This window comes from Bacteroidia bacterium, assembly GCA_019695265.1.
Taxonomy (GTDB): Bacteria; Bacteroidota; Bacteroidia; order JAIBAJ01; family JAIBAJ01; genus JAIBAJ01.
The window spans coordinates 1-20,643 of the sequence record JAIBAJ010000067.1; the positions used below are offsets into that span (position 1 = coordinate 1).

Annotated in this window: 17 protein-coding genes; 7 read left to right on the forward strand and 10 right to left on the reverse strand. The window is 39.6% G+C overall.

Translation table 11 applies throughout. From position 1 onward, the window contains the following. The 3 genes from K1X82_10300 to K1X82_10310 form a co-directional block, all read left to right on the forward strand. Positions 1–335: carbamoyltransferase (locus K1X82_10300; GenBank protein ID MBX7182494.1), on the forward strand; the 335-nt coding region annotated here is incomplete at its 5' end. After that, complete coding sequence (locus tag K1X82_10305) at positions 332–1,450, forward strand: DegT/DnrJ/EryC1/StrS family aminotransferase (protein ID MBX7182495.1); 1,119 nt, start codon at positions 332–334, stop codon at positions 1,448–1,450. The genes K1X82_10300 and K1X82_10305, both read left to right, overlap by 4 nt. 3 nt (positions 1,451–1,453) lie before the next feature. Then, entirely contained in the window at positions 1,454–2,467 is a 1,014-nt protein-coding gene (locus tag K1X82_10310; GenBank protein ID MBX7182496.1) for a Gfo/Idh/MocA family oxidoreductase, read from the forward strand. 445 nt (positions 2,468–2,912) lie between these two features. Here the strand turns inward: K1X82_10310 and K1X82_10315 are convergent, their stop codons facing one another. From K1X82_10315 to K1X82_10335, 5 genes are all read right to left on the reverse strand, one after another. Further along, positions 2,913–3,680 carry a hypothetical protein gene (locus tag K1X82_10315; protein MBX7182497.1) on the reverse strand — a complete coding sequence of 256 codons (768 nt, stop codon included), beginning with the start codon at positions 3,678–3,680 and terminating at the stop codon, positions 2,913–2,915. A gap of 510 nt (positions 3,681–4,190) precedes the next feature. After that, a complete protein-coding gene (locus tag K1X82_10320) occupies positions 4,191–5,390 on the reverse strand; it encodes an SGNH/GDSL hydrolase family protein (GenBank protein ID MBX7182498.1) in 1,200 nt (399 codons plus the stop codon). A gap of 38 nt (positions 5,391–5,428) precedes the next feature. Continuing rightward, positions 5,429–5,770 (reverse strand): hypothetical protein, encoded by a 342-nt coding sequence (locus K1X82_10325; GenBank protein ID MBX7182499.1) that lies wholly within the window; start codon positions 5,768–5,770, stop codon positions 5,429–5,431. Between the two features lies 1 nt (position 5,771). Beyond that, positions 5,772–5,921 (reverse strand): hypothetical protein, encoded by a 150-nt coding sequence (locus K1X82_10330; GenBank protein MBX7182500.1) that lies wholly within the window; start codon positions 5,919–5,921, stop codon positions 5,772–5,774. 4 nt (positions 5,922–5,925) lie between these two features. Next, complete coding sequence (locus tag K1X82_10335; protein ID MBX7182501.1) at positions 5,926–7,719, reverse strand: hypothetical protein; 1,794 nt, start codon at positions 7,717–7,719, stop codon at positions 5,926–5,928. Between the two features lie 160 nt (positions 7,720–7,879). Here K1X82_10335 and K1X82_10340 point away from each other — a divergent pair, with 160 nt between their 5' ends. The 3 genes from K1X82_10340 (at position 7,880) to rimO (ending at position 12,735) form a co-directional block, all read left to right on the forward strand. Then, the gene (locus tag K1X82_10340; GenBank protein MBX7182502.1) at positions 7,880–8,668 is read left to right on the forward strand and encodes a hypothetical protein; all 789 of its coding nucleotides are present in this window, start codon (positions 7,880–7,882) and stop codon (positions 8,666–8,668) included. Positions 8,669–8,711: 43 nt separating this feature from the next. Further along, on the forward strand, positions 8,712–11,351 hold the full coding sequence (locus tag K1X82_10345) for a tetratricopeptide repeat protein (protein ID MBX7182503.1): 2,640 nt from the start codon (positions 8,712–8,714) through the stop codon (positions 11,349–11,351). A 67-nt stretch (positions 11,352–11,418) separates the two neighbouring features. Further along, on the forward strand, positions 11,419–12,735 hold the full coding sequence (gene rimO, locus K1X82_10350; protein MBX7182504.1) for a 30S ribosomal protein S12 methylthiotransferase RimO: 1,317 nt from the start codon (positions 11,419–11,421) through the stop codon (positions 12,733–12,735). Here the strand turns inward: rimO and tsaB are convergent. The 3 genes from tsaB to K1X82_10365 all read right to left on the reverse strand — a co-directional run bounded on the left by tsaB (position 12,732) and on the right by K1X82_10365 (position 14,342). After that, positions 12,732–13,430, reverse strand: coding sequence for a tRNA (adenosine(37)-N6)-threonylcarbamoyltransferase complex dimerization subunit type 1 TsaB (gene tsaB, locus K1X82_10355; GenBank protein ID MBX7182505.1), 699 nt, complete (start codon positions 13,428–13,430; stop codon positions 12,732–12,734). The genes rimO and tsaB overlap by 4 nt on opposite strands. Positions 13,431–13,444: 14 nt before the next feature. Next, positions 13,445–13,666 (reverse strand): DUF2795 domain-containing protein, encoded by a 222-nt coding sequence (locus K1X82_10360; protein MBX7182506.1) that lies wholly within the window; start codon positions 13,664–13,666, stop codon positions 13,445–13,447. Between the two features lie 127 nt (positions 13,667–13,793). After that, complete coding sequence (locus K1X82_10365) at positions 13,794–14,342, reverse strand: cob(I)yrinic acid a,c-diamide adenosyltransferase (GenBank protein MBX7182507.1); 549 nt, start codon at positions 14,340–14,342, stop codon at positions 13,794–13,796. A 103-nt stretch (positions 14,343–14,445) separates the two neighbouring features. Between K1X82_10365 and K1X82_10370 the strand changes: the two genes are divergently transcribed. After that, on the forward strand, positions 14,446–15,363 hold the full coding sequence (locus tag K1X82_10370) for an SDR family oxidoreductase (GenBank protein MBX7182508.1): 918 nt from the start codon (positions 14,446–14,448) through the stop codon (positions 15,361–15,363). 598 nt (positions 15,364–15,961) lie between these two features. Here the strand turns inward: K1X82_10370 and K1X82_10375 are convergent. Together K1X82_10375 and K1X82_10380 are read right to left on the reverse strand one after the other, a co-directional pair. Further along, positions 15,962–18,031 carry a penicillin acylase family protein gene (locus tag K1X82_10375; GenBank protein ID MBX7182509.1) on the reverse strand — a complete coding sequence of 690 codons (2,070 nt, stop codon included), beginning with the start codon at positions 18,029–18,031 and terminating at the stop codon, positions 15,962–15,964. A gap of 122 nt (positions 18,032–18,153) precedes the next feature. Next, positions 18,154–20,643, reverse strand: a 2,490-nt coding sequence (locus tag K1X82_10380) for a T9SS type A sorting domain-containing protein (GenBank protein ID MBX7182510.1), incomplete at its 5' end; no start/stop codon positions are given.

The window sequence follows — 20,643 nt, forward strand, 5'->3', positions numbered from 1 at the left end:
AGGAGGAGTTTGATCGTTTTTTTGTTGGAAAACAAGGCATTGCACCATTTATGACGATAACCTATCAGGCAAAAGAGTTGGCCAAAGAACTTATTCCGGAGGTTATACATGTAGACGGAACAGCCCGGATACAAACTGTTTCGGAAGGAGATAATGTGCTGTATTATCGTTTGTTGCAAGCCTTAAAGCAGTTGACCGGTTGCGGGGTAGTGCTGAATACCAGTTTTAATCTTTCCAACGAGCCGATTGTTGAAACGCCTAGGGATGCTGTGGGAAGCTTTTTTGCCAGTGGTTTGGATGCCTTGTTCTTAGGTAATTATTTGATTGAAAAATGAGTGTTAGTTTACCAATTCCGTTTTATGACCTGAACAGGGTACATTACCCTCTGAAACAAGACTTTATGCAAGTGGCTTCGGAGGTTTTGGACAACAATGCTTTTGTGTTAAGTTCGTATTTGCATCAGTTTGAAACCGAGTTTGCTTCGTTTTGTTCCACAGCCTATGCAATTGGGGTAGGGAATGGATACGATGCCCTTTTTTTGTCGTTAAAGGCATTGGGAATTGGGCCGGGCGATGAAGTTCTGGTTCCGGCACATACTTTTATAGCCACCTGGATGGCAGTTTCTGCCACCGGTGCCAGACCTGTACCGGTTGATGCAAACAAAGCAAGCTGGAATATCGATTTGAACAGGGTAGAGGAAAAGTGGAGTTCCAAAACCAAACTACTAGTGCCGGTTCATATGTATGGCCTGATGTGCGATATGGAAGGATTGGAAAGCTTGGCCAGACAAAAAGGGATAGGGGTGATGGAAGATTATTCACAGGCTCAGGGTGCGCGGTGCAGGGGGAAAATGGCCGGATCGTGGGGTCAGGTGAATGCTGCAAGTTTGTATCCCGGAAAAAACCTTGGTGCCTTAGGTGATGCAGGTATTGTTACTACTCAAAGCCCTGAAATAGCTAAGGCTATTTATCGGTTGCGAAATTATGGTTCGGAACAAAAATACCACCATGAAGAATGGGGCGTTAATTCGAGGATGGATGGTTTGCAAGCCGGCATATTATCGGTGAAATTAAAACACCTGGTTGAATGGAATACCGAGCGCAAAATACTGGCAGCGCAATATCAACAAGGTTTGGAAGGAATTCAGGAAGTGCAATTTCAACAGGTTGATGATTGGCAAGAAAGTGTTTACCATCAAATGGTTATTTTGGTGCCGGATCGAGACCATTTACAACACTTTTTGGTAGAGAAAGGAATACAAACTGGAATTCATTATCCCATTCCAATCCATTTACAACCGGCCTATTCGGGTTTGGGGTGGAAAGCAGGAGATTTTCCCGTGTCAGAGTATATTGCCCGACATTGTTTAAGTTTGCCTATGTATCCCGGTTTAAGCAAGGAGGAAGTTGCTTACGTTTGTGAAAGCATAATAAGCTATTTTAAAAAGTAAAAAATGTACAAGGTTGGCCTGATCGGATTTGGTTATTGGGGTCCTAATTTGGCCAGGAATATTAACAATCATCCTAAGTTTGAATTGGCTGTAATAGCCGAGCAACAGGAATCGAGGCAACGTATAGCAGAGAATATGTTTGCTCGAACCCGTTTGGTAAACGATGGTTTGGAGGTATGCCGGAATCCGGAATTGGAAGTAGTGATAATAGCTACTCCGGCGGAATTTCATTTTAAGTTTGCCAAAGAAGCCTTGGATCGAGGAAAACATGTCATGGTAGAAAAGCCGGCCGGGAAATCGCTGCGTGAGTTACAGGAATTGCATGAATTGGCCAGAAGGAAGAACAAAGTATTGTTGGTTGATTATACCTTTTTATACCACGGGGCAGTTCAGAAAATTAATCAGATTGTGAATGAGCCGAGTTTTGGAAGGTTTAACTATATGGATGCTACCCGAATAAATTTGGGCATCTTTCAACAAGATGTGAATGTAATCTGGGATTTGGCTTCGCATGATATTGCAATTGTGAATTACCTCACCAAAAAATTACCTTCTTCGGTAAAGGCAGATGGAATTTCTCATACCAATAATGGAATTGAAAACATAGCCTATCTTACACTAAAGTATGAAGACACCAAGTTTATGGTGCATTTGAGCTGTTCATGGACATCTCCGGTAAAGATTCGGCAACTACTGATTGGGGGAGATAATAAAATGCTGATATACAATGATATTGAGCCAACAGATAAAATCAAGGTATACGATACAAACCTCAATTTTAGTCAGCAAAACAGGTCAGATATTTTAATAGATTATAGGATCGGGGATATTTCCATTCCTAAGTTCAATACCGAAGAGGCCTTATCAGGTTTGGTAGAAGATTTATATCAAAGTATTGTAAACAATAAGCAAGCGTTAAGTTCATCAGCTTTTGCATTGCAGGTCTCAGCTATTTTGGAAGCTGCACAAAAATCGATTCAAATGCAAGGAACAGAAGTAGATATTGATTATTTGTAGGAAAAACTAGTCTTTCTTCCGCGGATTTCGATGTAAACAACAATCCGCAGAAATCGCGGTATAATCAAACCGCGGATTTCGCGGTAAACAACAATCCACAGAGATCACGGTAAAATCAACCGCGGATTTCGATGTAAACTACAATCCACAGAAATCGCGGTAAAATCAAACCGCGGATTTCGCGGTAAAATACAATCCGCAGAGGTCGCTGTAAAATTAAACCGCGGATTTCGCGGTAAAATTAAACCGCGGATTTCGCGGTAAAATAAAATCCGCAGAGATCGCGGTAAAATCAAACCGCGGATTTCGCGGTAAAATAAAATCCGCAGAGGTCGCTGTAAAATTAAACCGCGGATTTCGCGGTAAAATACAATCCACAGAAATCGCGGTAAAATCAAACCGCGGATTTCGCGGTAAACTACAATCCACAGAGATCGCGGTAAAATCAACCGCGGATTTCGCGGTAAACTACAATCCGCAGAGATCGCGGTAAAATCAAACCGCGGATTTCGCGGTAAACTACAATCCGCAGAGATCGCGGTAAAATCAAACCGCGGATTTCGCGGTAAAATACAATCCGCAGAGATCGCGGTAAAATCAAACCGCGGATTTCGCGGTAAAATACAATCCGCAGAGATCGCGGTAAAATCAAACCGCGGATTTCGCGGTAAACTACAATCCACAGAGATCGCGGTAAAATCAAACCGCGGATTTCGCGGTAAACTACAATCCGCAGAGATCGCGGTAAAATCAAACCGCGGATTTCGCGGAAAAATACAATCCACAGAGATCGCGGTAAAATCAAACCGCGGATTTCGCGGTAAACTACAATCCACAGAGATCGCGGTAAAATCAAACCGCGGATTTCGCGGTAAACTACAATCCGCAGAGATTGCGGTAAAATCAAACCGCGGATTTCGCGGTAAACTACAATCCGCAGAGATCGCGGTAAAATACAATCCGCAGAGATCGCGGTAAAATCAATCCGCGGATTTCGCGGTAAAATACAATCCGCAGAGATCGCGGTAAAATCAATCCGCGGATTTCGCGGTAAAATACAATCCGCAGAGATCGCGGTAAAATCAATCCGCGGATTTCGCGGTAAAATCAATCCGCAGAGATCGCGGTAAAATACAATCCACAGAAATCGCGGTAAAATCAAACCGCGGATTTCGCGGTAAACTACAATCCACAGAGATCGCGGTAAAATCAACCGCGGATTTCGCGGTAAAATACAATCCGCAGAGATCGCGGTAAAATCAAACCGCGGATTTCACGGTAAAATACAATCCGCAGAGATCGCGGTAAAATCAAACCGCGGATTTCGCGGTAAAATACAATCCGCAGAAATCGCGGTAAAATTAAACCGCGGATTTCACGGTAAAATACAATCCGCAGAGATCGCGGTAAAATCAAACCGCGGATTTCGCGGTAAAATACAATCCGCAGAAATCGCGGTAAAATTAAACCGCGGATTTCGCGGTAAAATACAAACCGCGGATTTCGCGGTAAACTACAATCCGCAGAGCAGAAATTGTGGTGTCACGAATTTCTCATTTGCCTGTTTGTTTGATTTTTGTTATTAGTTTAATATACAGGAATACGGGTCAGTAAATTATAAAATTCAAAAAGCAATTGGTAAGTTCTTTGGCATTTGCATTGCAGGTTTCTGCAAATTTGGAAGCAATCCAAAAGTCTAATCAATTGCTAGTACTGAAATTGCCTAATGTTTATTGGCAGAATTATGTTGGATGATAAGTTTATTTTCATTCAAGCCATTCCAAATCCCATCTGCCATGAGTTGATAGCCTTTTGTAGTATGGTGCCAATCGATTTCCCACCAATAATCCTTCAAAAATTTTTGTTTATCTTGAATGATTTTTTTTCGATACTGAGTTCGAAGATCAATGATTTGAAGGCTTTTATTTTTTTGTAATTCAAGGATTAGCTTTTTAAAAAATTCAGGATAATCTTCAACTACCTCCATTTTGCCGGGTAATAATACGAGAACGAATGTTGCATGATGTGATTCACATTCTCGTTGATATGCCGGAATAAGTTGAATGGTTTTTTCAATGGCTTCTTGAAGGCTAAGTTTAGAAAGGAGAAGATTTAAGTCGGTGAATGGGAGATAGAATATTCGAAATACATAACTAAGTGCATACAAGTGTTCTAGGAATTTGTTGTTTGGTCGAAGTTGCAGGCGGTGATTGGGTTGGAATCGTTCCATTCCTCCACGGAGAATGATGTCGTTTTCTATATCATGCGTTGATAAGGTTTGAATAACAATATTAAAATCCAAGGAAGCAAGGATGTCTTGATAATTCTTGAAACCGAAAAAGGGATCGCTTCCACATTTTCCGGCGTTAACATAGGTAACAGGAGTAGAGTCGGGTAAATAAGAATGGTCTCTCCTAAGGTTGGATACATAAGAGTAATCAAAATCGGTTCCGTCGCCTTCGGTAAAGGAATCACCGAGACTGAGAATCCTGATTTCCTGTTTGCTTTTTCTTGGTGTTGGTTCTTGGTCGGAATAGCCCAAACTATTGCTTTTCCGTTCGAAGATAAACTCTTCGGTTTTCATTTTTTTATAAGAAAAGGGCAAGTCAATGTTATAATAAGCCGATTTTCCGGTTTGGGAAGCCTGATGAGCGATGTAGAGGTTGAATTTTTTTTCTTCCGGAGTTTTCATGGTTCCGGAAATGGTGAGGTAGGTTTCCCAAACAAACAAGGAGAATAGGACAAGTATTGAAATGACAGAAGTGGAGTTTGGTTTTACTTTTTGAAGGCTAAAAATGCTGATGATTGCCAACATCGGCAATAAAAACAACATCACATGCGTATGCCATTTGATGAAAAGCAAACCTACTTTCAGGTCCCAATAAATTTCCCAACCCAAATAGAGGCTCAATAGGATGAGCATTCCAATTTGGAGGTTAGAACGAAGTTTTTGTAATAATGCTACCAAAGTTTTTCGAAATCAAATTCCTTTTCATTCACTTCTTCCCAATTGTTATTTTGGGAAGGGAACGTGTTGGATTTCATTTTTTTTAATAGAGCTATCGGGACCAAAACAAAAATAAAAATTGTTCCAAATAAAAGTTTGGATTGCCATTTCCCTAAAAATTTTGCCAGGCTCATCCACTTGGTAAATAAGGTAATTGCCCAGTTTTCGAATAAGATAGGAAAAATTAGAGCAAATATGGAAAATAGTAAGAATGTTTGATTTTTCCAACTGATGAAACCAATAATGCCAATAATGCCCAATATAGAATACAGTGTGAAGAATGAATTTTTTTTCATTTCAAAAGAGGGGGTAAACAAACGGAGCGATTGGACTTGATTCAGCAAAAATTAATAATAATCCTATCAAGATTATGCTTATTATGATAGGGATTAGCCACCATTTTTTTCTTTCTTTTAAGAAATCCAATAAATCTTTTAAAAATTCCATTCTTTTATTTTTCAATCATAAAATTACCAATTATTAGAACATCCATTTCGGTACCCAAAAAACAGTCAATAGCATTTTGAGGGTTACAAACGATAGGCTCATCTTTAATGTTAAAGCTTGTGTTGACTAGTACTCCAAAACCTGTTTCTTTTTTAAATTGAGAAAGCAAGGCGAACAATTCAGGATTACTTTGATGGGTGACGGTTTGAATTCGTGAGGTATAGTCTACGTGTGTTACAGAGGGAAAGGGTGATCTTTTCTGATTAAGACTTTCGAATAAATTCTCACCCCAATTGAAATTGATTTGAAATTCATCTTTCAACGGGTGTGCCATTAGCATATAAGGTGAAAGGGAATTTAATCCAAAATACTTCCTGTAATCTTCTTCGAGTAGGATAGGAGCGAAAGGTCTAAAGCTTTCTCTTTTTTTAATTTTCAAATTAATTTTTGATTGAGTATCTGGAAGAAGCGGATTACCCAAAATACTTCGATTTCCCAGTGCCCGGGGGCCAAATTCCATTCTACCCTGAAACCAACCTATCACCTTTCCATTTACTAAATGATTCGTAGTAAGTTTTATTTTTTCATCATCGCTAAGTTTACTATATTTAAGATGGGAATTGTTTATGGCCCGAAGTATTTGTTTTTCATTATAGCTTGGGCCAAGTAAGCTGTTCTTAAGCGAGTCGGGGTTAGATAGTTTTCTGGTTTGATTAAAATACATATAATAAGCGGCTAAGGCCGCTCCTACTGCCCCTCCGGCATCTCCGGAAGCCGGTTGTATAAATATGGATTGGAATAGGTTTTCTTTTTCCAATTTTCCATTGGCAACACAGTTTAAAGCAACACCTCCTGCTAAGCAAAGATTTTCTTGTTTGGTTAGTTCTTTGGTAAATAGGGCCATTTTTAGTACAACTTCCTCAGTTATTCTCTGAATTGCACCTGCTAAGGCAATATGACTTTCTGTAAATAGTTGACCTTTTTCTAACCTCGGAATTTGCAAGAGACTTTCCAATTGATCATCCTTAGTTAATCGCTCAGATTGCAAGGGTTTGAAGTAGTGGAGATTTAGCTCGATTGAACCATTGTCCGAAATGAAGATCACTTCCTTCTTAAGCAAATTTATAAGTGAGTCAACCTTGGACCCTAACTTCTTTGAATAGGGTGCAAGGCCCATCAGTTTATATTCGCCATTATTTACCTCAAATCCGAGATAGGCTGTAAATGCAGAATAAAACAGACCTATGGAATTTGGATAGTTTAATTCCCTAATAATCTTGATATTATTTGAATTACCGGTAGAAATGGTAGCAGTTGAATATTCTCCGACTCCATCAATTGTTAAAATGGCTGATTCTGAAAATCCGGAGGTGAAAAAGGAAGAGGCTGCATGGGAAAGGTGGTGCTTTGAAAAAAGTAATTTAGTTTTATTCCAATCTATTTTCTCGTCCAATAATTCTAATTCCTTTTTTATTTCATTTTTTATAAAGAGCTTTTGCTTTACCCAAATAGGCATGGACTTAATAAATTGTTTTATTCCAAAGGGTGCAGATTCGACAAAATCTGAAAGTATTCTTTCAAATTTTAGGAATGGCTTTTCATAATAAACAACAGCATCTAATTCATGTAATTGCAAAGCACCTTCATCCATGCAATATTTGATGGAGTTAACAGGAAAAGAAGGATCGTTTTTTTTTCTTGTAAATCGTTCTTCCTGTGCAGCCGAAATAATTTCTCCATCTTCTATTAAGGCGGAAGCTGCATCATGGTAGTAAGCCGAAATTCCAAGTATTTTCATCACCGGTAAAAATAAAGAATAATCTTTCTACCTTTATCCAAATTTGGAATAATAGAATAGGTTGGGGTTTTATATGAATTGTTTTTGCACCATAAGCACAAAATCCCATGCGTATAAAGTAAATGCGCTTAGGGATTGCTTAGCGAACTTTGGCTTTCGGTTGCTTAATTTAGTTATTGATGAAACCAATTCGACGTTGACCAACCAACAAGATTATTCAATTCATCAGTTAACAGATGAATTAACCGGACAACTTGTTCGAAAATATACTTCCTCCCCCGATCGATTGCGGTGGTCACTCAAACCCGTATTTCTAAAATTTTTGCTTAATAAAGGGTACGAAAAGGTTGTTTACCTGGACAATGATCTTTATTTTTTTCAATCACCTCAGCCTTTGTTGGATTGGTTAGATCAGTCCTGTTTTTTGTTGACTCCACATTACTATGAAAGCAATCCGGAAGTTTCGCCCAATTGGTTCGAAGCAAATTTTAGGTTAGGACTTTTCAATGCCGGACTTCTTGGTGCTACTTCCGCTGGTATCCCTATTTTAGATTGGTGGGGTAAGGCTTGTTTATATGCTATCCGGAAGTCGATGTGGCGTGGCTTATTTGATGACCAAAAATACCTGGATCTGGTGCCGGTTTTGTTTGATAAGGTTTATATTATTAAAGATACTGGGTATAATTTGGGAGCTTGGAATGTTAAAAACCGAATTCAAACCATAGGAAATCCCGGGGTTGACAAGGTGGTGTTTGTTCATTTTAACGATCTTACCATTCGGGAGTTTTCCCGCACCGACCATGTTTTTCATTCCTTGTGGCTAAAATACCATCAGGCTTTGATCCAACATAACCCGGGTTTTGTTTACCGATACCGTTGGTTTAGCTCCTATGCCATTTTTGCTTTCCTGTATTATTGCAAATGGAAATTCATTCGATTATTTGAATAGCAGCACTTACTTTTGACCATTCTAAATTGTGTAAGTAAAATTCATGGCAATCCAAAAAAACAAGTCCGGAAATGCAGGAGTAAATTGGGAAAATCCAAAAATACTGCTTTGGATTTTAGCTTTACTTACCTTTTTACTTTATGCAAATACCCTTTCGAATGGGTATAACCTGGATGATGAGTTGGTTACAAATAACCATGCCCTAACCTCCAAAGGTATTTCTGCCATTCCGGAAATTATCCGTTCACCATATTACCAGGATGCGATGGGATATCAATATGGTTACCGTCCGGTTGTGCATATTTCTTTTGCCATTGAACACAGCATTTTTGGTCAGAATCCAGGTATAAGTCATTTTATAAATGCTGTTTTGATGGTGTTGGTTGTTTGTTTGTTGTTTCGTTTTTTATTGCAATTGGCAGGTGATTCTTATTTGATTTTTGCATTTTTAGCTTCCATCCTCTTTGCTTTTCATCCAATTCATACCGAAGCTGTAGCCAGTATTAAAAATCGGGATGAACTTCTTTCTTTATTGTTTGCCATCCTATCAGGTCAAGCCTTATTGGGTTATTTGGACAAGAAAAACTGGATTTATTTGATAGCTGTGTTTTTACTTTTTGCCTTAGCCCTGTTGTCTAAGAAAAGTGTTTATCCGCTAACCATAGCCTTATTGGCCGGGATCGTTTGGTTTCGAGCCATTTCTGCTAAGGATTTGGTATGGATGATGCTGGTTTTTGTATTGCCTACTCCTTTTATTTTAGGGGAATGGCAACTGCAAAGATTCATTCCTTTATTGGTCACTCCGGTGGTTGTTAATTTCTTGGTTTATTTTGTTAAACCCTATTTTGAATCCGGAGAAAGAAAGGTGGATTGGAGAATTTTGGTGCAGAATCCGTATTTTTATTTGGTTTCAGCTTTTGTATTTATTGAGTTAGGGTTTTTTACCTCCAATTTCTTGCTTGCTTTGGTGGGTTTAGCTATTCCCATGTTCTTCTTTCAATGGAAGATGTTTAATGCTTATGCCGGTTTAGGTTTTGCCTTTCTTTTTTATTTGAGTGGGGCTTTGTTTGATTACCAGGAATTGTTGGATATTGGTTTAATTGTTGGCTTTTTTTACTTTGCAGGAAATTTGAAAGAGTCGGAAAGTCCAAACCTCCGTCAGAATCTTCTGTTTTTGGCTTTACTTAGTTCAATATTCTTAATCCTTTCTTATGTATTTGTAACCCCGGATCAAAACTTCAATAATTTCTATAAAGTATTGATGTTTTCTGTATTGTGGTTCTTCTCGAGAAGGAAGTACTCCCTGGTGTTTTATATTCCGGTAGTTGTAATTTCCTTGTATTATGTCATTACAGATTGGTCGCATTCCAATGATTTTTATTCTTTAACAGTTGACTTGTTCTTTGTGTTTATGTTGGTTGATTCTTTAAAAAAGGATTTGAGAATTACCTGGAGATTAGCTTCTATTTCCTTAAGCATATTGGTTTTTTATTTTTTGGGCATTACACAATGGAATTTTTTGCAAGAACAGAAGAAGCAACAGGTGGAGCTTAGTCAAGTCCTTAATAAACAGCCTATTCGGGTAAAGAAAGCCAACCAGGAGGGCCGGAATTTGGAGTATATGGAAAATACCTTGGTTGCTCCACATTCACCTACTGAAGGAGTAGCTACTGGAATTTTACTTTTAGGAGAGTATGCGAAATTGATGGTTTTTCCTAAAGACTTATCTTTCTATTATGGGTTTGCCAAGGAAGAAACCACCGGATTGGATAATCCTTGGGTTTGGATTTCTGCCCTGGTTCACTTAGGAATTCTTATTCTATTGGTATTTTTTCTGGATAAACAACCCTTGGTTTCTTTTGGTTTGGGATGGTATTTGGTTTCAGTATTGTTGTTTAGTAATTGGTTTGAATACATTGCCGGTATGATGGGTGAGCGTTTGGCTTTTACCGCAAGTGCCGGGTTTTGTATGGCCTTGGCAGGTGTTATTCTATGGATAAAGCCATCTTTTTCCATTAGAAAACCTGCCGGCATGGAATGGGGTGTTTTAGCAGTTTTGTTGGTGTTTGCCGTAAAAGTTTATAGTAGAAATGCACAATGGAAAAACGAATTGGTATTGATGCAAAATGACATTGAGCACCTGCAAGAATCAGCCCAGGCCAATAATTTGCTGGCTACCAATTTAATGAAGTATTCCTTTTTGCCCAAATATGCCTCTCAGTCCTTGGCTATGAGAAACGAAGCAGTTCAGCATTTCGAAAAAGCCATTCAAATTTATCCACTTTTTTTTAATGCCTGGTTTGATTTAGGAAGAGCGTATCTGGAGGTACAACAACCCGATAAAGCCTATACCTGTTTTGAAAGGGTAATCGAAATGGATTCTACTTATACCGATGCCCATATGAATATGGTGTCTATTCTTCTGAACAAAGGGAAATTAGATGAAGCCGAAGCTTTGCTGTTAAAGGTTAAACAACGCAATCCAAATTACAAGGAGTTGTATTTGAATTTAGGTTTCATTCAATACAAGAGAGGAAATAAACAAGAGGCTATTAAAATTTACGATGAAGCTATTCAGTTTAACCCGGCTTGGGTGGAACCTTATCAGAACAATGTAGTCATTTACCTGGAACTACAAGATACACTTAAGGCAAAATCCTACCACGATCGAATTCCAAAATAGGTAGTGATTGCTAAGTGTTTAAAACTTCTTGTAATCAAGGGGCAATCATCTACCTTTGCAAAATCGTATGCGTACCAAAACTCTTAAGAAAAATAAAATAAACGTTATAACCTTAGGTTGTAGTAAAAATGTGTTTGATAGTGAAGTCCTGCTTGGTCAATTAAAAGCCAATGGTCTGGAAGCTGCACATGAAAGCAAAAAGGATGATTCCAATATCATTGTTATCAACACCTGTGGCTTTATCGATAATGCTAAACAAGAAAGTATCGATACCATTTTGCGGTACGCAGATGCCAAAGAACAAGGCTTAATTGATAAATTATACGTAACCGGTTGTTTGTCCGAACGCTACAAGCCCGACTTGGAAAAGGAGATTCCGGAAGTAGATACCTATTTTGGAACTAGGGATTTGCCTAAATTGTTAAAGGCTTTAGGTGCTGATTATCGGCATGAGTTGGTAGGTGAACGATTGTTAACTACTCCCCAACACTATGCATATTTTAAAATTTCGGAAGGTTGTGACCGACCTTGTTCCTTTTGTGCAATTCCCTTAATGCGTGGAAAACACGAAAGTACTCCTATAGAGGTGTTGGTGGAGAATGCAAGAAAGCTAGCGGCAAAAGGAACCAAGGAATTAATTGTAATTGCTCAAGATTCAACCTATTATGGATTGGATTTATATGGAAAAAGGAATTTAGATGAATTGTTAAGCCGACTTTCGGAAGTGGATGGTATTGAATGGATTCGACTTCACTATGCTTTTCCTTCCGGCTTTCCAATGGAAGTGTTGGATGTAATGAGAGATAATCCTAAAATTTGTAAGTATTTGGATATGCCTTTGCAGCATATATCCGATTCCATGCTTAAAAGTATGAGAAGAGGTACAACCAAGGAGAAAACAATTCGGCTGGTGGATACTATACGGGAAAAGGTTCCGGGAATCGCTATTCGAACAACCCTAATTACCGGCTACCCGGGCGAAACCCAAGATGACCACCAACAAATGTTGGATTGGGTGGCTGAGACCCGATTTGATAGGTTAGGTGCTTTTACCTATTCACACGAAGAGAATACCCATGCCTATTCCTTGGTAGATGATGTTCCCGACGAGGTAAAAAAAGAAAGGGCTGAGGCTGTTATGCAAATCCAGCAAGGAATATCCGAAGAATTAAATGCCCAAAAAGTAGGTAAAGAATTTAAGGTAATTATAGATCGAAAAGAAGGAAATCATTTTATCGGTAGAACAGAGGCCGATTCTCCAGAAGTGGATAATGAAGTGTTAATTCCTGCCAAAGGCAATTACCTTCGAATTGGTGATTTTGCTCGGGTTAAAATAACTTCCTCCGAAATGTTCGATTTGCACGGCGAAGTTTTGCCGGACTAAGATTTTGCCTGAGTAATAAATGCTTCCTTAAGGTAGGAAGGTTCGAAATAGGCCAGATTTTCAAAATCCCTGGAAATGAATTTTTGGTATGAAAGCATGGCCATTCCACTAGATGAACTTAAAAAATCCGGATAAAACTCGGAATAACCCTGGGAAATAATTTCAGAGGTCTTTTTAGCACCATTTCCTATGAAGTAAATCGGACGGTTGTTCCGGATCTCCGATAAAAATTCATTCGTAATTTCCATGGCCGAAGAAGTTAAGATGGTTTCTCCTTCTAAACTATATACTGCCGTAAATACCTCCAGTCTGCGAGCATCAATCATCGGGCAGAGTAATCCTTCTTCATCCAATTTATTTCCATGTTCAGTAATAAATTTTTCTGCCAAAATCATCAGACTATCTATGCCTATAAGCGGGATGTTGTTTGGATAGCATAAGCCTTTTGCTAAGGCCGTTCCTATTCGAAGTCCGGTATAAGATCCGGGACCTGCACTTACCGCCACAGCCTGTAATTCATCAACTGCAAGGTTGCCTTCTTTTAAAACTTCCTGAATAAAAATACCAAGCTTTTCTGCATGGGCCATTCCATGCGTTTGTTCACGAATGGAAATGATTTTTCCATTAACAGTTAGGCAAACAGAACAAACTTCAGAGGAAGTCTCGAGGTTTAATATGCGAATAGGAGCAGACAAGCTATTGCACTAGCCTAGTACTCGTCTTCGTTGAAGAAGAAATCTTCTTTAGTAGGATAATCCGGCCAAATATCCTCAATGCTATCGTAAATTTCGCCTTCATCTTCAATCTCTTGAAGGTTTTCAATTACTTCCATCGGTGCACCCGAACGCATGGCGTAATCAATCAATTCGTCCTTTGTTGCTGGCCAAGGGGCATCTTCCAAATAGGAGGCTAGTTCGAGTGTCCAATACATAATTAATCAGTAGTTTTGGGTGTTAAACCATCAATTTCTGATGAAAAAAAACAATTTTAATTTCTATCAAAAATTTAGGCGGCAAAAGTAAAAATATTCAAACACTAGCGTCATTTAATTGTAAAAATTAATTTGCTGGTTTCCAGGCTGTTTCGATAATATTCAATTCCTTGCCTACAAAACGGGCTAAAACAAAAAGATAGTCGGATAATCTGTTAAGATAATGTAGAATAATGGTTTCTACTTTTTCCTGATGATCCAATCTTACAATTGCCCTCTCCGCTCTTCGGCAAATACACCGTGCAATGTGACAATGCGAAACAATTGGATGTCCTCCGGGTAGTATAAAATTCTTTAATGGGGGCAATTTTTCATCCATTCGATCCATAGCCTGCTCCAATAGCTTTACATCTTCTTCCTTTATTTCCGGAAGAACCATCCTTGATTTTGAAGGGTCTGCAGCTAAATGTGATCCAATACTGAACAGCCTATCCTGAACTATACTTAATACCTGTTGCTCTGAGGAAAGTGGAATGCTGTCTTTTACTAAACCCAAATAACTGTTTAATTCGTCAATGGTTCCATACGCCTCAATCCGATCGTGATCCTTGGATACCCTAGTTCCTCCAATGAGTGACGTCTCTCCCTGATCTCCTGTTTTGGTATAAATTTTCATTCAACAAAGATAAAAATGGAAGTATTCTATTTCATCCAACCAAATTGTTAATCATTTGTTGTGTAGGTGCTCAATTATTCCAATGAAAATCCCATTTTTGGGCATGAAATCAATTTTGGTTACCGGCTCCAACGGATTGTTAGGACAAAAACTAGTCTATAAGCTTCGCAATAGGGAGGATATCAAACTTATTGCTACTGCCAGAGGTGAAAATAGGTTGGTTGAAAAATCAGGTTACGAATATGTTACCATGGACACAACCCAAGCGGATGAAGTGATTCGGATAGTAGCTCATTTTCAACCGGATAGTATTATTCACACTGCCGCCCAAACCAATGTGGATGCCTGTGAATCCGATCAGGAAGGTGCATGGCTGGCCAATGTGGTCGCCGTAGAGAACCTGGTGAATGCTATCCAATTAAAAAGCCCCCAAACCCAGCTTATTCACCTTAGCACAGATTTTATTTTTGATGGAGAAAATGGCCCCTATAAAGAAGAAGATGCTCCTAATCCAATCAGTTATTATGGTATGACTAAATACGAAGCCGAAAAACGCCTCTATGCGAGTACCATTCACTGGGCCATCTTACGTACCATTATCGTATATGGAATTACGGATAATATGAGCCGCTCTAACATTGTGCTTTGGGCTAAAGGCGCCCTCGAAAAGGGTCAACCTTTGAACGTGGTTAATGATCAGTTTCGCTCTCCAACTTTGGCGGAAGATTTAGCCGATGCCTGTATCAGCGCTGCTTTGAAAGGTGCTCAGGGAATCTACAATGTTTCCGGAAAAGATTTCATGAGCATTATTGAACTGGTTTACAGGGTGGCCGATTTTTATGGTTTGGATAAATCCCTCGTTAAGCCTGTTTCATCCTCTACTCTTAATCAACCTGCAAAACGTCCTCCACGTACCGGTTTTATTTTAGATAAAGCCTATCGTGATTTAGATTACCGTCCGCATAGCTTTGAAGAAGGTATACAATTGGTTGATTCTCAGGTTAAACAGTTCTCAAAGTAATACCAATATTAATTTATAAATAGTCCAGAGGCAGTTTATAAATTTAGATTGGTAAGTACCGAGTATACAGTATGTTAGGCCTGTTTTTCAATAGGAATTAATACCTAAAATTGGACTAAACATAATGTCCATTCGGTATAAAAAAGGCGTGTTGAAAAAGTCAGGGTTGATAAACTCCTCTTATATTTTTTGTATGCGGGCCCCCTCCGCCCAACTAAGTATGTGCTAAATCCAAAACCTTGTGCACGGGCGTCGGGTCACGCTATCGGCTGTAGTCCTCGCAGCACTTGGCTAGCGCCGCGTGCTGCTGTGGGCTACTTGCCTCTATCGTTGCCCGATGCGCATTCTATAACTTGATTTTCAACCCCTATTTGCCTCGGTATCTATATCCTTTCCTGCAAGGGAGAACCTTTTCAATTCCCTGCATTTCTGCCCTGGAATTTGTAGTATTGGGCAAGGTAGTAGTTCTGAATAAACAAGGAGGATTGCAGCAGATGCCATGTACTCATGGTGTCTTCATAAAATGCATGGCATCCGGCTATGGTAAATAACTACCAAATCATGGATAAAATTTCGAGTTTTTTCAGCAAACACTAAATTATTGAGGATGATAAATCCTTTTAGCTGTCTGGATTACACGAGCTTTATCAAAATACATGGGACGGGTCTGATGTTTAACAGCCATCTCCATTTGGTCGGTATAATGCGGACTATCCGGATGTGCCGATGCTCCGTATGAATTGATGGTGTTTAGCTCGGTTCCTTCCTTTCCAAATTTAACCAGTTGAATATATCCATCTCCTTGATTTACCCTGTAAATTCCTTTCTTTTTGTCATACAATTTCGTATCCGCCGCCCGTAGCACTTCCGACATCCCATTCATGGCCTTACTAACATTGCCCCGAATATGTCTTTGTATATCTCCCAATTTGATATCTAAACTTCCATGGGTTTTTAAAAGAAATTTTTGGGCATCTCGCATCGCTTGTACCGCATCTTTTTCTCCAATTATTTCCTTCCTGATCAATAAAAACCCAAACGGGATATCATAACGTTCGCATAGTTTTTTGTGCATCATCATGGCCAGTCCTGCGCCATTACTGCTGCTGTCTGCTCTGAAATCCCACTGCTTGAGTCGGGTTACATAGTCCGTTAAATCGGGATACTTGCTTAGGTCCAGATGGTAGAAATGGGTGAACTTTTCCTGATATAATCCGCTTTTGGTATAGGATATATCGTATTTTATGTTCAGGAAATCTTTCCATGTAAACTTTCCTTCATGGTTATTCATTAATTCGGCTAAACGTTGACCTCGATTGTTCTCAAATAATTGTAATCCCGGAAACCACATTTCCAGATTACATTCTTCACTGGTACAATGCAATGGGGTATTGTTGGCATTGTATACAAATCCACAATCCGGATTAAAATTCGATGGAATGGCACTGTATGGAAGTAATTTGGTCCATTTGTACTTGGAACTTGCTGCTTTAATAGGTTGATGCCAGTCTAAACTAGGATCCCGATCGGGATAATGGCCCCCGCTTTGATACAAAATATTGCCATCCTTGTCGCCATAAACAATGTTGTACGACGGAATACCTTGCATTTTAATGGCCTTTTCAAATTCAACCCAGTTTTGAGCCTTGTTCATTTTAAACCATTGTTCAGCGGCCCTTATTTCAGAATATGCCGGGAAACGTATGGCGTATTTTCCATGCTTTGCCTCGAAAACCGGACCAAACTCTGTGAATAAGGCTTTCTTGCTTATGCCAAGTTTTATTCCGGCAATTTTTACCTTGAGCTTGATTTTGCTTTTTCCAAAATCTTTCCAGGCACCATCGTATTGGTATTGGTTTTTGTTTTTTGGATTAATAATCAATTGATGGATGTCGCCCCAGGTATTGTAATTGGTGGTATGTGCCCATCCTAAGTTTGGATTGGATCCAACAAATATGCTCACACCTCCGGGAAATAAGCCCCCAATCATATTCCAACCTTGCTCACTGCATAAATGGGCCTCATACCAGGCAAACCTTCCCTCCAAGGGTTGATGGCTGTTGACGGCTAACCAGGTTTTCCCATCTTCTGTTCGGCTCGGAGCTATGGCTATGGCATTGCTGCCTTTATCATCGTCGTTGGCACTGTTAAATTCCTCAATTTTATTGGCCTTAATTGTTTTTAATGCTACCCCAACTCCCGACATTAAACTTAAACTTAAGGTGTAACCTTTGATAAGGTCTTTTTCCTGAAACGGAAGTAGGTTTTTTAATAGTACTTCCTTGGGGTGGGACTCAGCATAGGCATTTAAGCCTTGGCAATAGGCCCGAAGTATGCCTTTGAACTCCTCGCTGATGTTTTGCTCATACAGTCGGTCTACCAAGGTGTCTATCCCCAAAAATTTCAAACCATAGTCGAATAGAACACCTTCCTTGCCTAAAACTTCGCCAAGCCTTCCCCTGGCTGCTATTAAACTGTGTTGAATATGTTCAAAATCATCCTCAGAATGGGCCCAGGCTAACCCATAGGCTACTTCCTGGTCTGTTTTGGCAAAAATATGCGGAACCCCAAATTCATCCCTGGCAATAGTGATCTGGTCAGGTTGAATGGTTTGAGTAAATGAACGTGTGAATAGAAATAGAAGAAATACTGTAATAAAAGGTCTCATAGGTGATTTTATGATGGAATGGGGTTGACAAATCTAATGGCTTGACCATATTTTAAATGTGAAAAATTTACAAAAAAAAGGACCCCGTTTGGAGTCCTTTTTTTTAAAAAATATAAATTGGATTATTTCTGAATCAGCATGCGATGCGAGGCCTTCAATTCTTTTCCATTACCTACTGTATACATGTAAACCCCGGCTGGGTAAGCTTTGGTGTCTAAACGGAAAGTGTTTAAACCGGATTTAGATTGAATTTCGGTTTGAGAAATCACTTTGCCTTCCAATCCGGAAATGGTAAGAGTAAAGTTGCCTGCGGTTGGAGCAACAAAATGAATGTCGGTATAATTTTCTGCTGGATTAGGTACGTTTTGCAACAATGCAAATGAATTCGATTTTCCTAAATCCTGAATACCTACCTGCTCAGAAATAACTACAACCAAAGTATCTGAACATTGGTTGGCATCTGTAGCAACCAAGGTATAGGTTCCGGCTGCAACATTGAACAAATCTTCATTCGAACTTCCGGTATTCCACAACAAGGAATAAGGTGGGGTTCCTCCTGAAATCTCTACATCGCAAAAACCATTGGTTCCGCCAATGGTGGTAACATTGGATCCTTGCAAACTATCTGCCTGAAGGTTACAGGTTAATGCCGGGTAACAATTTACATAGTGAATCAGAATAGGGTCTGCAAATCCACTGCAAGCATCCTGAACACTTGGGAAACCTCCCGGAATAGGAGGAATATTAATATTAACCGATTGAGTTTCGCCCGGTGCAATATCCAAAGAAATACCGGCAATAGTATAAACCTGATCTTGCGTAATTAAATTGCAGCTATCCGCATAGTTAATAACCTGGAACGCAGGAACCTCCACATGTAAGTTTCCGGTTCCATTGTTGGTGGTTGAAATTGACCATGGTCCATTTGGATTACCCAAATACAAATTCATCAAGTCAATACAAGGTAATCCACCTAATGCATCAATTAATCCTTGGTTGATACTTAAACCGGCCGCTACACTTTGGTTTACATTTAATTGAGAACCATCAGGGAAGGTGAATACCATAGGATTTAAGCTCCAACCGGTTTCGCCCGATAAAACCGGACACATAAATGCATGTGGTCTGCAACCCTGTAAGGTATCCCATACAATTGGATCTGGAACTGTAACATCTTCAACAATAAATGGAGTTACATAATAATCACCTTCAGCAATGCTATCACTTAGGTTGTAGCAAAGTCTTGTAAAGGATAAGGTAGAATCGGTGGTAGGTAGATAAACATAACCTGCGGCATCAGCATCTGCAACATCCTGTGCATTTGTGATAGGGCCAAAGCTAACCGGCGTAACTGCCCAGGCTGTCATAAATCCTTGGCTGGTTACAAAACCTTGTGACATAAAATCTTCTAATTCTCCGCAACACAAAGTATCATTAGCCGGTGGCATTACAGTACCCGATAAACACAAGGTAAATGGGAAGGATTCAGCCGAACATCCTACCGAATTGGTAAATTTGGCCGTGTAAGGTCCGGAGGTGGTTTGACCGCTTAGAATATTTCCGGATGTGCCGGGAATTAATACCCCATTGTTAAACCATTCTACCTGGTAATTTCCGCTGTTGTTGGTAACCTGTAAATCTCCGGTAGTATTGTCAACCACAATTACCGGTGCTTGCGGATAATTTACAAATGAAAACAAAATGCTATCAGACATGGTTGCGCAAATGTGAACCGTGTCTACTACATTTAACATGTAATACCCTGTAGCTGAAATATAGGTGGCAATGGAATCTGAAATTAAGGTAGAACTTTGAAACCATTGGTAGGAATATGGTCCTGTTAAGGAGGTAGAAAGTAAAATAGAATCGCCTAAACAAGCACTATCGTTTGGTGAAGCAGTAAGAGTTGGCATTGGCGGATTGGCATATACTTCAACGGTATCAGTGGTGTCGAAAATGGTATCGGTTACCAAACTAATGGTGAAGGTGCCAAATGTTTCTTGGTTGCCATTTACCGAGGTGGTAAAATTGTAAACCCCGGGAGCGGTAATATTGGTGGCATAAACTCCTAAATTGTCGTCAGGGGAAGTGCCATCGTCATCCCAAAATTGCAAGGACATTATTGGATTGCTAAGTACATGGTTTAAATTAGTCCAGGTTTGGGCTGTACTGTTGCTGCCAGCAGAAGATTGAAAAGATGTAGAACCATTGGTGAAAGTATAATAAATATCAGGAGATCCCTGACAAGCTCCAAATAAGGAAATTTCCTCTACATCTCCACACCAGTTTGTACCGGATGCAGTTACACTAATATCAGTCAGTACATAATTGGATACCGTTGTTACTAAATGTGGGTAATATTGACCGGGAGTAGTATAGTTTTGAACCGGTGGATTTTTAAGCGTGCTGGTTTGGCCATTGCCAAAGTCCCAATTGTACGAGGTAGGTTGGTTTGGTGAAAGGTCAATTAATCCTTGGTAGGTAACTGCTAAGGAGCCACAGGAGCTTGGAGGATTGAAGGAAAAGCAACAATTTCCGCCCGGAGCCTGGTCAACAGTTAATGGAATGGTAATGGTACTTGGTTGGTTTAAGGTTTGTCCGGAAGCCGTTAC